This window comes from Staphylococcus sp. IVB6214 (genome assembly GCF_025558585.1).
In the GTDB taxonomy this organism is placed as follows: Bacteria; Bacillota; Bacilli; order Staphylococcales; family Staphylococcaceae; genus Staphylococcus.
In genome coordinates, this window is sequence record NZ_CP094723.1 from 505,050 (window position 1) to 518,258 (window position 13,209).

Annotated in this window: 11 protein-coding genes and 1 pseudogene; 10 read left to right on the forward strand and 2 right to left on the reverse strand. The window is 38.1% G+C overall.

Features of this window, described 5'->3' with window-relative positions:
- The first annotated feature begins 57 nt into the window (after positions 1–57).
- Together MUA51_RS02435 and MUA51_RS02440 are read left to right on the forward strand one after the other, a co-directional pair.
- Complete coding sequence (locus MUA51_RS02435) at positions 58–843, forward strand: VOC family protein (RefSeq protein ID WP_262560299.1); 786 nt, start codon at positions 58–60, stop codon at positions 841–843.
- A gap of 41 nt (positions 844–884) precedes the next feature.
- On the forward strand, positions 885–1,373 hold the full coding sequence (locus MUA51_RS02440; protein WP_262560300.1) for a GNAT family N-acetyltransferase: 489 nt from the start codon (positions 885–887) through the stop codon (positions 1,371–1,373).
- A 279-nt stretch (positions 1,374–1,652) separates the two neighbouring features.
- Here MUA51_RS02440 and MUA51_RS02445 read toward each other — a convergent pair whose 3' ends face one another.
- Complete coding sequence (locus tag MUA51_RS02445) at positions 1,653–2,576, reverse strand: TIGR01777 family oxidoreductase (RefSeq protein WP_262560301.1); 924 nt, start codon at positions 2,574–2,576, stop codon at positions 1,653–1,655.
- 631 nt (positions 2,577–3,207) lie between these two features.
- On the opposite strand from MUA51_RS02445, the gene MUA51_RS02450 reads away from it, so the two are divergent.
- Entirely contained in the window at positions 3,208–3,846 is a 639-nt protein-coding gene (locus MUA51_RS02450) for a DUF4887 domain-containing protein (protein WP_262560302.1), read from the forward strand.
- A 60-nt stretch (positions 3,847–3,906) separates the two neighbouring features.
- Here MUA51_RS02450 and MUA51_RS02455 read toward each other — a convergent pair whose 3' ends face one another.
- Complete coding sequence (locus MUA51_RS02455; RefSeq protein ID WP_262560303.1) at positions 3,907–4,128, reverse strand: hypothetical protein; 222 nt, start codon at positions 4,126–4,128, stop codon at positions 3,907–3,909.
- 333 nt (positions 4,129–4,461) lie between these two features.
- Here MUA51_RS02455 and MUA51_RS02460 point away from each other — a divergent pair, with 333 nt between their 5' ends.
- The 7 genes and pseudogenes from MUA51_RS02460 to MUA51_RS02490 all read left to right on the forward strand — a co-directional run bounded on the left by MUA51_RS02460 (position 4,462) and on the right by MUA51_RS02490 (position 13,208).
- Positions 4,462–5,490, forward strand: coding sequence for a sugar-binding transcriptional regulator (locus tag MUA51_RS02460; protein WP_262560304.1), 1,029 nt, complete (start codon positions 4,462–4,464; stop codon positions 5,488–5,490).
- Positions 5,491–5,522: 32 nt separating this feature from the next.
- Positions 5,523–6,530 (forward strand): type I glyceraldehyde-3-phosphate dehydrogenase, encoded by a 1,008-nt coding sequence (gene gap / locus MUA51_RS02465; protein ID WP_262560305.1) that lies wholly within the window; start codon positions 5,523–5,525, stop codon positions 6,528–6,530.
- Positions 6,531–6,728: 198 nt separating this feature from the next.
- Positions 6,729–7,919 carry a phosphoglycerate kinase gene (locus tag MUA51_RS02470; protein WP_262560306.1) on the forward strand — a complete coding sequence of 397 codons (1,191 nt, stop codon included), beginning with the start codon at positions 6,729–6,731 and terminating at the stop codon, positions 7,917–7,919.
- 41 nt (positions 7,920–7,960) lie between these two features.
- Positions 7,961–8,722 carry a triose-phosphate isomerase gene (gene tpiA / locus MUA51_RS02475; RefSeq protein WP_262560307.1) on the forward strand — a complete coding sequence of 254 codons (762 nt, stop codon included), beginning with the start codon at positions 7,961–7,963 and terminating at the stop codon, positions 8,720–8,722.
- 1 nt (position 8,723) lies between these two features.
- Positions 8,724–10,241, forward strand: coding sequence for a 2,3-bisphosphoglycerate-independent phosphoglycerate mutase (gene gpmI, locus MUA51_RS02480; RefSeq protein ID WP_262560308.1), 1,518 nt, complete (start codon positions 8,724–8,726; stop codon positions 10,239–10,241).
- A 120-nt stretch (positions 10,242–10,361) separates the two neighbouring features.
- Complete coding sequence (gene eno / locus MUA51_RS02485; protein ID WP_262560309.1) at positions 10,362–11,666, forward strand: surface-displayed alpha-enolase; 1,305 nt, start codon at positions 10,362–10,364, stop codon at positions 11,664–11,666.
- A gap of 195 nt (positions 11,667–11,861) precedes the next feature.
- A pseudogene (locus tag MUA51_RS02490) lies at positions 11,862–13,208 on the forward strand (aspartate aminotransferase family protein).
- The last annotated feature ends 1 nt before the right edge of the window (position 13,209 follow it).

A 13,209-nucleotide genomic window follows, 5' to 3' on the forward strand; every position in this document is an offset into this window, starting at 1 on the left:
GACAAAGTATCACATATCTAGTATATTAATTATACTTAAAAAGAAAAGAGTGAGTCTATGAATTTCCATCAAAATCATTTTGCACATGTATCACGAATTGTATTGAATGTGAATGATATAAAGCAACAAGTAAAGTTTTACACTGAGGTAGTTGGTTTAGAACCGTCAGTGGTTACAGATGAGCAAGCAGTGTTAAATATAGGTCGAAACGGACATCAGCTTATTTTGAGGGCATTAAAGAATGGACGTCATGCCAGTGTGAGTGAAGCAGGGCTATTTCATGTGGCGATATTGCTACCTGATAAAAGGCAAGTCGGTCAATTGCTTCATCATTTGTTAAAACATCAAGTGATGGTATCAGGTGGAGATCATATAGTCAGTCAAGCAATCTATTTCAATGATCCTGAAGGGAATGGCATTGAAGTATACGCAGATCGAGATTCAGCAACATGGACGTGGCAAGGGGATCAAGTTGTAATGGATACACTTGAATTGGATGGTAATCGTTTATTGGAGATAGCAGGTGATACATTATGGCAAGGAATGCCAAATGACGCAAAGATCGGTCATTTACACTTGAAATCACATGATGTAGAAGGGTCATCTGAATTCTATCAACAATTCACATTTAAACGTGTTGCGCAAATGCCACGTGCGGTATTTATGTCTGATGGTACGTATCATCATCATCTTGCAGTAAATGCGTGGCAATCGAAAAATGTTCGGCAAAATATTCGGGAAACATATGGGTTAGTTGCTTTTAATCTTGTGAGTGATGCGTTAGATCAAGATACTGTGATAACACCAGAAGGATTTGAGATGACAATTAATGCTGCGCTCTAACTGTATTTGATATGATAAGTCTAAAAAGGAGACGATATATCATGATTAGAGAAGCGACGATTCGAGATTTGTCAGCAATTTTGGGGATATATAATTATGCAATCCGTGAAACAACAGCGGTTTACACATATGATGAAGTGACATTATCTGAACGCCAACAATGGTTAGAATCCAAACAAAAGGAAGGCATTCCTGTCTATGTCTATGTACAACATGATAAAGTAGTAGGGTTTGCAACATATGGTGTATTTCGTAATTGGCCAGCGTATCAATATACTGTTGAACATTCGGTTTATGTTCATCCTGAATATCATCGTAAAGGTATTGCTTCACGTTTACTTGAACAAATCGAATATACTTTGATAGAGCGAGGTTATCAAACAGTAGTTGCAGGTATTGATGACTTCAATAGTGGTAGCAAGTTATTACATGAAAAGCATGGATTCAAACATATAGGAACCTTTGACAAGGTAGGTTACAAGTTTGATCGATGGCTGGATTTGGCATTTTATCAAAAGCAATTAAAGTAACTGAGTAAGCAAACGAGGTTGTGAGAGAAGCGCTTAGAATTTAAGCAGAACCAGAGCAGCGATCAAAATCGCTTTTTGATTTTGAAGAGCTGCGAAGTTCTGTCGCAAATTCTGCTTCTTGAACACTGACATCATGAGGTTGTGAGGGAAGCGCTTAGAATTTAAGCAGAACCAAACGATGAGCAAAATTGCTTTTCAAATTTTACCGAAATCATGGCAGTTCTGCCGAAAATCCTGCTTTTGTGACACCGTATATTGCTTTCCCAGAAAATAAATTTATTATGTTCTAGCCGTATGCTTTTTTTCATGATGAAGTATTTCTAAAGCTTGTGTTAAATGTGGGTATTGAAATTGAAATTCTGACTTCATTAACCGTTCAGGTAAGACATATTGTGTATCGATGAGCAAAGTAGCCATTTCACCTAAAAATAGACGCAAAACGCCTTTTGGGACACGTGTATAATGGGGACGTTTCAATACTTGTTGTACTTGGAGTCCAAGGACATGCTGTGTGACTGGATTTGGTGCAGTTAAATTGTAGGCGCCTGTTGTTTCAGGTTTATGAATCAAATAGACAATCGCATTCACAAGGTCATCAATGTGTATCCATGAATAGGGTTGTTTTCCGTTTCCTAACTTACCACCGATAAAACAACGATAAGGTAAAGACATGGACGGCCATGCACCACCTTGGTTGGAAAGAACTAATCCAAAACGCCCAATAATGACACGTGTCCTTAATTGATTAAAGAGATTTGCTTGTCGTTCCCATTGGTAAACAATTTCTGATAAGAAGTCGTGAGGTGAAGTCTGGGTCTCTTCTGTATACACCGCTGTATTTGAAGGGGGATAATAACCAATGGCACTCGCATTGAACATGACACTAGGAATCTTTTCGCGTGTACTGAATAGATCGAATAATGCACGTGTCGATTGAATACGACTCGTCATCATTTTTTGTTTATAGGTCTTCGTCCAATATCGACTGAGTGTTGCTCCTGCTAAGTTGATTACGATATCGATGTTTGGGACTTGATGTTGCCAGTTCTCCTCATTCCAATTAATATATGTGATTTGTGGATTGTCCGAATGATGCGTTGTACGGGTCAAAATATAAATATGATGCGTTTTTGAAGTTAAAAGCTTATTGATCAATTGTTGTCCAATAAGACCTGTACCACCACTTATTAAATATGTTGTCATTATAAAACATCCTTTCGCTAGATATTGTTCAAGTTTTAGACATGAAACAGTCATATAATATTCATATGATATATGTTTGTTTTTTCACAAAGTGCGATATAATGAAATTACCTTCGAAAAAATTAATACATCTCTTAATTAAACAGTATACCCCATAATATACAAGCGAAGGTTATTTTGACTCCCTTTAGTAGAGACTGGAATGATGCAGCATTCCAGTCTATTTTTTTATATTCATAGGGAGTGGGACAGAAATCTTTATTGCTATAAAAGATTTTGTCGTCCCACCCCGACAAAGGTGACTAGAAGTGAAAGACGTTTGTAAAAACAGACACCTACTGCCATTACATTTATTTCTACATCTTAAAAGAGAGAAGTTGAGCTCTATGTACCAGCCCCATGATTTTCAAACTTACAATACACCTCTTACACATGCGATGTCATTCAAAGAAAAGTAATTATTTAAGGGAGCAAATATTTATTTTCAATAAACTTGTCGCTATTTTAAGTTGAAAGGTTGATTTTCTTGCAATAGGGTATGATAATCAAATAGAGATAATTTACTATTATAAATAAGAAATAATTGGTAATATTGTGTAACTGGAGATAGTAAAGAGAAGGAGTTATAAATATGGCAGCACCACAACGTAGTAATCAAGGACCTAGATATAGAGACGATGGCAAAGGAACAAGTAAGAAAAAGTTAGCAGGATGTTTGAGTATTGCAGTTGTTTTGTTTTTAGTTGGTACATTGGTTTTCTCTGTCTTTGCTTTTGTTGATCAATCGCAAAAGTCAGATCAACGATTGAAAGACAAGCAAATGGAAGAGCAGAAGGAAAAACGTAAAGCAGAAGAAAAGAAGAAAAAAGAATTAAAAGAAAAGCAAAGAATGGAAGCAGAAAAACGAGCAGCTGAAGAACGTGCACTTATTGAGCAACAGCAGAGAGAAGCGGCAATTGCAAGAGAACGTGCAGCGGCACAACAGCGCAGTCAATATCAGAAGGCCCAACCTAAAAAAGAGACACCTAAAGAAGATAAAGAGGATGATAAAGAGCAGGAAGAGAAAAAATCAGAAGAAGCACCAAAAGAGGAAAAAACGGAAACGAAACCGAAACCATCACAACCTTCTCAACAGGCACAAACAGAAAATAAGCCGCAACAAACGGCGCCTCAACAACAAAACCAACCTAAACCACAAACGCAACAAGCGCAACCTAATACGCAACAATCAACACAAACACAATCAAAAGACAATAACACAGCACAATAGAAGAAATATTAAATATAAAACGGAATCGCACAAAAAAATGTGTGATTCCGTTTTTATACATTAAAATAATAAGTTGAGTAATAGTGTTAAAACAATAGACAAAATGATAGACAATAAACAGCCTGGGAGGCAACCAACTGGTGTACACCCGAATGAACGAGTATAGATTTGATATCCACCTGTTGTAGTGTGATAGGTATCTTTTGATTGATCAAAATGCTCAGGACGTTTATAGCGTGGATCATTAGGGTCTATGACTTCGGGTTGTTGTTTCTGATTCATCGTAACTTCACCTCATATCAACTATAAAACATCTACATAACATATTGAAAGAAGCTTGATTAATATCATAAATAAAACTGAGATATAGAATGTTCAAAGTGAAATCTTTTACAATAAAGATTATCATGTGCTATGATAGTATTAACAATTACATGGACGTAAATCGACCCGTTAAAAATAAAATTGGGATGAATTTTGACTTGCGTTTTATAGAAAAACATAGTATGATGTAATTGTAGAACAGGTGATATATTTTTTAGAGTCGTCGGGACTTAAAATGTCACACTCTTGGCTCAAATATGACCCCTGTTGACTATTAAGGAGGCGTCACTCTTGAAACGTATGATTCAAGTGCAACAAAAAATTGTGCCTGACTTGATAGATAAAATGTATCGACGGTTTTCAATTTTGACAGCAATACAGAAATATCAACCGGTTGGTCGACGTACTTTGAGTGAAATTTTAAATCTAACTGAGAGAGTACTAAGATCAGAAACGGACTTGCTGAAACTTCAAGATCTCATTTTGGTAAAACCAACAGGTATGACAATCACATCTGAAGGTGTTGATGTGATGTATCAATTAAAAGAATATTTTTCACATTATTCTGATGAACATCATTTAGCCAAATTCATCCGAGATCATTACAACATAAGTGAAGTCCATGTCATTCCTGGTAATAGTGATACAGATTTAAATGTCAAAGTTGAGTTGGGTCGTATTACGGGACAGTTACTAGAGAAGCAGTTGTTTGATGAAGCGATTGTGTCAGTGACTGGAGGCTCCACGATGGCATCAGTAAGTAACGCGATGTCAGAACTACCGTTCAACGTACTGTTTGTACCAGCGCGCGGTGGACTTGGAGAGAATGTTGTTTTTCAAGCGAATACAATTTGTTCAACAATGGCACAGCGTACGGGTGGACATTACACAACGCTTTATGTGCCAGATCAAGTAAGCGAGCAAACGTATCAAAACCTAATGCATGAACCATCTGTTGTAAACACATTGAATAGAATTAGACAATCACAATTTATTATACACGGCATAGGTGATGCGCTGAAAATGGCGAATCGCAGACAATCATCATCAGAAGTCATTGAAAAACTTCAACATCACAATGCCGTTGGAGAAGCTTTTGGTTATTATTTTAACCAGCAAGGCGAGATTATTCACAAGGTTAAAACGATTGGACTTCAATTAGAAGAAGTGCAATCAAAAGCACATATTTTTGCTGTGGCAGGCGGTAATTCTAAAGGCAATGCGATTAAGGCATATTTAGAAGTTGCACCGAAGAACACGATCCTTGTCACTGACGAGGCAGCAGCAAAGATTATTACGCAAGATTTATTAAAACAATAAAAAAATATAATTATTTCAAGGAGGCCACTCACATGGCAGTAAAAGTAGCAATTAACGGATTTGGTAGAATTGGACGTTTAGCATTTAGAAGAATTCAAGATGTTGAAAATATCGAAGTTGTAGCAGTAAACGACTTAACAGATGACGACATGCTTGCACACTTATTAAAATACGACACAATGCAAGGACGTTTTACTGAAGAAGTAGAAGTAATCGACGGTGGATTCCGTGTGAATGGTAAAGAAGTAAAATCATTCTCTGAACCAGAACCATCAAAATTACCTTGGGCTGACTTAGGCGTAGATGTAGTACTTGAATGTACTGGTTTCTTCACTTCAAAAGAAAAAGCTGAAGCACACATCGAAGCAGGTGCTAAAAAAGTATTAATCTCAGCACCAGGTACTGGCGACTTGAAAACAATCGTATACAACGTTAACCACGAATTATTAGACGGTTCTGAAACAGTTGTTTCAGGTGCGTCATGTACAACTAACTCACTTGCACCAGTTGCAAAAACTTTACAAGATTCATTCGGTATCGTTGAAGGTCTTATGACTACAATTCACGCATACACTGGTGACCAAAATACACAAGATTCACCACACCGTAAAGGCGACAAACGTCGTGCACGTGCGGCAGCTGAAAACATCATTCCTAACTCAACAGGTGCTGCTAAAGCAATCGGTCTTGTTATTCCAGAAATCGCTGGCAAATTGGACGGTGGTGCGCAACGTGTACCAGTTGCAACAGGTTCATTAACTGAATTAACAGTTGTTCTTGAAAAAGAAGTAACTGTAGACGAAGTAAACCAAGCAATGAAAGAAGCTACAAACGAATCATTCGGTTACACTGAAGATGAAATCGTATCATCTGACGTAGTAGGTATGACTTTCGGTGCATTATTCGATGCAACTCAAACACGTGTTATGACTGTTGGTAACCGTCAATTAGTTAAAGTTGCTTCATGGTACGATAACGAAATGTCTTATACTGCACAATTAGTTCGTACTTTAGAATATTTAGCAGACCACGCAAAATAAGCGTGTGATACTATAAGTTAAGGACGTAATGACGATACGTGCTTCTAACTAAATGTAGCTTGATACTAGGCGGGGGAGCACAAACGCTTCTCCGCCTATTTTAAAAGGAAGAATAGAAAGTAAGTAGTAAAATTCTTAATAAAAAGCAAGTTTTGGTTTAAACTGAAAGAAACGATTGTTTTGAGGAGGATTTTAAACATGGCAAAGAAAGATGTAACTGATGTAGCCTTAAAAGGTAAAGTAGTACTTGTACGTGCAGACTTTAACGTACCAATGAAAGATGGCGAAATTACAAACGACAACCGTATTGTTCAAGCATTACCAACATTGCAATACATTCTTGAGCAAGGTGGGAAGGTCGTTGTATTCTCACACTTAGGCAAAGTGAAAGAAGAAAGCGACAAAGAAAAGTTATCTCTAGCTCCTGTTGCAAAACGTTTGTCTGAAAAATTAGACAAAGAAGTCACTTTCATCCCTGAAACACGTGGTGAAAAGTTAGAAACAGCAATTCAAGCGCTGAACGAAGGCGACGTATTAATGTTTGAAAACACACGTTTTGAAGATGTTGATGGTAAGAAAGAGTCTAAAAATGACCCTGAACTTGGTAAATATTGGGCGTCATTAGGTGATGTATTTGTCAATGATGCATTCGGTACAGCACACCGCGAGCACGCATCAAACGTAGGTATTTCAACACACCTTGAAACAGTTGCTGGTTTCTTAATGGAAAAAGAAATCAAATTTATCGGTGGCGTTGTTGAAAACCCAGATAAACCTGTTGTTGCAATTTTGGGTGGTGCGAAAGTATCAGATAAGATTGGTGTCATTGAAAACTTACTTAATATTGCTGACAAAGTATTAATTGGTGGCGGTATGGCGTACACATTCTTAAAAGCACAAGGCAAAGAAATCGGTCTTTCATTGTTGGAAGCAGACAGAATTGATTTTGCAAAAGACTTACTTGAACGTGCAGGCGATCAAATTGTCTTACCAGTTGATGGTAAAGTAGCGAAAGAATTTTCTAATGATGCTGAAATTACAACAGTATCAGTAGACGACATTCCAGTAGATCAAGAATCTCTTGATGTCGGTCCTGAAACAGTTGAGTTGTTCAAAAAACAACTTGAAGGTGCAAAAACAGTTGTATGGAATGGTCCTATGGGAGTATTCGAATTCAGTAATTTTGCACAAGGTACAATCGGTGTATGTGAAGCGATTGCTGAGTTGAAAGATGCAACAACAATTATCGGTGGTGGCGACTCAGCTGCTGCAGCAATGCAATTAGGCTTTGAAGAAGACTTCACACATATTTCAACTGGCGGTGGCGCATCACTTGAATATTTAGAAGGTAAAGAATTACCTGGTATCAAAGCAATTGCGAATAAATAAGGAAACACGAAAATATTATTAACAAACTAGGAGTGTTTTAAGTGAGAAAACCAATTATTGCAGGTAACTGGAAAATGAACAAAACAGTGCAAGAAGCAAAAGACTTTGTCAATGCGCTTCCAGCACTTCCAGATACAAATGAAGTAGAAGCAGTGATCTGTGCACCAACAATTCAATTAGACGCATTAGTGACTTTGACAAAAGAAGGCGTTGCACCTGGTTTGAAAATCGGTGCACAAAATACTTACTTTGAAGAAAGCGGTGCGTTCACAGGCGAAACATCACCTGTTGCACTAGCTGATTTAGGCGTAAGTTACGTTGTGATTGGCCACTCTGAACGCCGTGACTTATTCCATGAAACGGATGAAGAAATTAACAAAAAAGCACATGCGTTATTCAAACACGGTATGACACCAATCATCTGTGTTGGTGAAACAGATGAAGAACGTGAACAAGGCAAAGCGAATGCAGTTGTTGAAGGACAAGTAGAAAAAGCTTTAGCTGGTTTATCAGAAGAACAAGTAAAAGAACTTGTCATTGCTTATGAACCAATTTGGGCGATTGGCACTGGTAAATCTTCAACTGCTAAAGATGCAAACGAAATGTGTGCAGCAGTACGTTCAACAGTTGAGAAGTTAACGAATGATGAAGTAGCACAAGCCGTACGTATTCAATATGGTGGAAGTGTTAAACCTAACAACATCAAAGAATACATGGCAGAAACAGATATCGATGGTGCATTAGTCGGCGGCGCTTCATTAAAAGTTGAAGACTATGTTCAATTGTTAGAAGGTGCAAAGTAATATGACGAAACAACCGACAGCCCTTATTATTTTAGATGGTTTTGCAAATAGAGAAGAAGAGCACGGTAACGCTGTTAAGTTAGCGCATAAACCGAACTTTGATCGATATGCTGCAAAATATCCAACGACACAAATTGAAGCAAGTGGATTAGACGTTGGTCTTCCTGAAGGTCAAATGGGTAACTCTGAGGTTGGTCATATGAATATTGGTGCTGGCCGTATTGTGTACCAAAGTTTGACACGTATTAATAAGTCTATTGCAGATGGTGACTTCTATGATAATGGTGTTTTAAATGATGCCATTGATCATGCAAAAAACCATGAAGCGGCATTGCACATCTTTGGACTTCTATCAGATGGTGGTGTGCACAGTCACTATAAACACCTATTTGCTATTTTAGAATTAGCGAAACGCAAAGGTCTTGATAAAGTTTACGTACATGCATTCTTAGATGGTCGTGACGTCGATCAAAAATCAGCATTAACGTATATTGATGAAACAGAAGCACAATTCAAAGCACTTGGTGTGGGTCAATTTGCTTCAGTATCTGGTCGTTACTATTCAATGGACCGTGATAAACGTTGGGAACGCGAATTGAAAGCATACAATGCTATCAGAGGTTTCGGTGACACACAATATGCAACTGCACGTGAAGGTGTTGAAGCAAACTACGCTGAAGGTTTAACAGATGAGTTCGTTGAGCCATTTGTTGTAACAGGTCAAAATGAAGGTGTGAATGATGGAGATGCTGTTATTTTCTACAACTTCAGACCTGATAGAGCAGCACAACTTTCAGAAGTGTTTACAAATAAAGCATTCGACGGTTTCCCAGTAGAACAAGTGAATGATTTATACTATGCGACTTTCACAAAATACAACGATAATGTAGATGCACATATTGTATTTGAAAAAGTTGATTTGAAAAATACAATTGGTGAAGTTGCACAAGATCATGGTTTGACACAATTGCGTATTGCCGAAACTGAAAAATATCCACACGTAACTTACTTTATGAGTGGCGGTCAAAACGAAGAGTTCAAAGGTGAGCGTCGTCGTCTTATCGCATCACCAAAGGTAGCAACATACGACTTGAAACCTGAAATGAGTGCGTATGAAGTGCGTGATGCTTTGTTAGAAGAGTTGGATAAGGGTGATTTAGACTTAATCATCTTAAACTTTGCGAACCCTGACATGGTCGGTCACAGTGGTATGCTAGAACCAACAATCAAAGCGATTGAAGCGGTAGATGAATGTTTAGGTGCAGTTGTTGATAAAATTATCGACATGAATGGTACAGCAATTATTACAGCTGACCACGGTAACTCTGATGAAGTGTTAACAGACGATGATCAACCAATGACAACACATACAACAAACCCAGTACCTGTTATTGTGACAAAAGAAGGCGTGTCATTACGTCCAACAGGTCGTCTTGGTGACTTAGCACCAACGTTAATTGATTTACTAGGTGTGACACAACCTGCAGATATGACAGGAGAAACTTTGATTCAGCACTAAATAATTTTGAGAAACGATGCACAATCGTTATAATAAAAATAAGAAGATAATATGAAAGATAGATGTCCTGTTTAAGCTTATGGCAGGCATGTATCTTAACAAAAAGGAGATTTAATCATTATGCCAATTATTACAGATGTATACGCTCGCGAAGTCCTAGACTCACGTGGTAATCCAACAGTAGAGGTAGAAGTATTAACAGAAAGCGGTGCGTTCGGTCGCGCGCTAGTACCATCAGGTGCATCAACAGGTGAACACGAAGCAGTTGAGTTACGCGATGGTGACAAATCACGCTATCTTGGTAAAGGTGTAGAAAAAGCCGTTGAAAATGTCAACGAAATTATTGCACCTGAATTAATCGAAGGTGGATTTGAAGTATTAGATCAAAATTCAATTGACAAAATGATGATCCAATTAGACGGTACAGCAAACAAAGGTAAGTTAGGTGCCAACGCTATTCTTGGTGTCTCAATTGCTGTTGCACGTGCAGCTGCTGACTTCTTAGGTCAACCTTTATACAAATATTTAGGTGGATTCAACGCAACTGTATTACCAACACCTATGATGAACATCGTAAACGGTGGTTCTCACTCAGATGCGCCAATCGCATTCCAAGAATTCATGATCTTACCAGTTGGTGCGCCAACATTCAAAGAAGCTTTACGTGTCGGTGCAGAAGTATTCCACGCATTAGCTAAAATCTTAAAATCACGTGGACTTGTAACTGCGGTAGGTGACGAAGGTGGATTCGCACCTAAATTTGAAGGTACAGAAGACGGTGTTGAAACAATTCTAGAAGCAATCAAAGCAGCTGGATACGAACCAGGTAAAGATGTATTCTTAGGCTTTGACTGTGCATCATCAGAATTCTACGAAGACGGTGTATATGACTACACGAAATTCGAAGGTGAAAAAGGTGCGAAACGTACAGCTGAAGAACAAGTTGACTACTTAGAAGAATTAGTTAACAAGTACCCTATTATCTCTATCGAAGACGGTATGGATGAAAATGACTGGGATGGTTGGAAATTATTAACTGAGCGCATCGGTGACCGCGTTCAATTAGTAGGTGACGACTTATTCGTAACAAACACTGAAATCTTACAAAGAGGTATCGAAAACAAAATCGGTAACTCAATCTTAATCAAAGTGAACCAAATCGGTACTTTAACTGAAACTTTTGAAGCAATCGAAATGGCTCAAAAAGCTGGTTACACTGCAGTTGTATCACACCGTTCAGGTGAAACAGAAGATACAACAATTGCTGACATCGCTGTTGCGACAAATGCGGGTCAAATCAAAACTGGTTCATTATCTCGTACAGACCGTATTGCGAAATACAACCAATTATTACGTATTGAAGATGAATTATACGAAACAGGAAAATACGAAGGTATCAAATCTTTCTATAACTTAGATAAATAAGATTTGAAACTGATCAAAGGCTATCCGTTACATAACGGGTAGTCTTTTTTGCTTCTCCGCAAAATATTTTTTGTTAATAAAATATAATTAGAATAAAAATAGTCAGAAAAATCAGATAAAACATTTACATTATGCCTCTAAATTGGTAATATTCATTATTATTAAGCATTTTATAATTCGAAAGGGGATGTTGAAATGACAATAGAAGACAAAGTGACGAAGGTTATGGCATGTGATAAAAAGTATTTTGCAAAAGCAGGGCGAATACCTTACTATCCGCTAGTTATTGATTCTGCACATGGGGCGACATTGATTGATGTCAATGGCAAAGAATATATTGACTTGTTATCAAGTGCGAGTTCACAAAATGTGGGACACACGCCTAAAAAGGTCGTTGAAGCGATACAGAGACAAGCTGAGAAGATGGTGCACTATACACCTGCATACATGCATCACGAGCCGCTTTCTAAGTTGGCAGAACGACTTTGTCGATTATCACCGGGGGATTTCGATAAAAAGGTGTTGTTTGGTTTAACCGGGTCAGATGCGGTGGATGGCATGATCAAGTTTGCGAGAGGGTATACGGGGAGACCTGATGTGATTAGTTTTACAAATGCATACCATGGTTCAACATATGGTTCAATCACTGCATCAGCGATTTCGTTAAATATGAGACGTAAAATAGGGCCGTTACTTCCAGGATTTTTCTATGTTCCGTATCCAGATGCTTATCGTGGTATGTACGGGTCAGTGACATCGAATACCGTAGAAGAATATTTAGCACCGTTGAAAGAAATGTTTAGAACATTTGTGCCACCAGAGGAAGTGGCGTGTATTTTGATTGAGACTTTCCAAGGGGATGGTGGTCTATTAGAACCCGTACAAGGTTATTTCGAGGCACTGGCTGACTTATGTCGATCACATGGTATTTTGTTGGCAGTTGATGATATTCAACAAGGATTTGGTAGAACAGGTAAGTTCAGTTCCATTGAACATTTTGATATTGAAGCAGATTTGATTGCATATGGGAAGTCAATTGCGGGCGGCATGCCGATGTCAGCAATTGTTGGTCGTAGCGAAGTGATGGATGCACTTGATGCACCTGCACATCTATTTACAACAGGTGCCAATCCAGTATGTTGTGAAGCGGCGATTGCGACACTTGATATTTTAGAAGAAGAGAATCTCATCAATGAAACAGCAAGAAAAGGACAACGAGTAAAACAGCGTATGCAACAATGGGTAACGAAATATCAATGTGTCGGTGATGTGAGAGGAGAAGGGTTATCGATTGGTATTGATATTGTATCGAATAAGATTGATAAAACGAAAGATGCGGAAGCTGCGTTGAAGATATGTAATGCATGTTTTGAACAAGGGGTCGTTATCATTGCAATTGCAGGTAGTGTTCTGAGATTTCAGCCTCCACTTGTGATTACAGATGAAGCGTTGAATCAGGCATTGAACGTTATAGAGTAAGCAATTGAAGCATTAGAAAAAGGGACACTTGATGACTATCAAGTAGAAGGACAAGGGTGGTAAG

Excerpts from the sequence above, each read along its gene's own strand:
- MUA51_RS02435 (WP_262560299.1), top strand. The coding sequence starts at position 58 with ATGAATTTCCATCAAAATCATTTTGCACATGTATCACGAATTGTATTG.
- MUA51_RS02440 (WP_262560300.1), top strand. The coding sequence starts at position 885 with ATGATTAGAGAAGCGACGATTCGAGATTTGTCAGCAATTTTGGGGATA.
- MUA51_RS02445 (WP_262560301.1), bottom strand. The coding sequence starts at position 2,576 with ATGACAACATATTTAATAAGTGGTGGTACAGGTCTTATTGGACAACAA.
- MUA51_RS02450 (WP_262560302.1), top strand. The coding sequence starts at position 3,208 with ATGGCAGCACCACAACGTAGTAATCAAGGACCTAGATATAGAGACGAT.
- MUA51_RS02455 (WP_262560303.1), bottom strand. The coding sequence starts at position 4,128 with ATGAATCAGAAACAACAACCCGAAGTCATAGACCCTAATGATCCACGC.
- gap (WP_262560305.1), top strand. The coding sequence starts at position 5,523 with ATGGCAGTAAAAGTAGCAATTAACGGATTTGGTAGAATTGGACGTTTA.
- MUA51_RS02470 (WP_262560306.1), top strand. The coding sequence starts at position 6,729 with ATGGCAAAGAAAGATGTAACTGATGTAGCCTTAAAAGGTAAAGTAGTA.
- gpmI (WP_262560308.1), top strand. The coding sequence starts at position 8,724 with ATGACGAAACAACCGACAGCCCTTATTATTTTAGATGGTTTTGCAAAT.
- eno (WP_262560309.1), top strand. The coding sequence starts at position 10,362 with ATGCCAATTATTACAGATGTATACGCTCGCGAAGTCCTAGACTCACGT.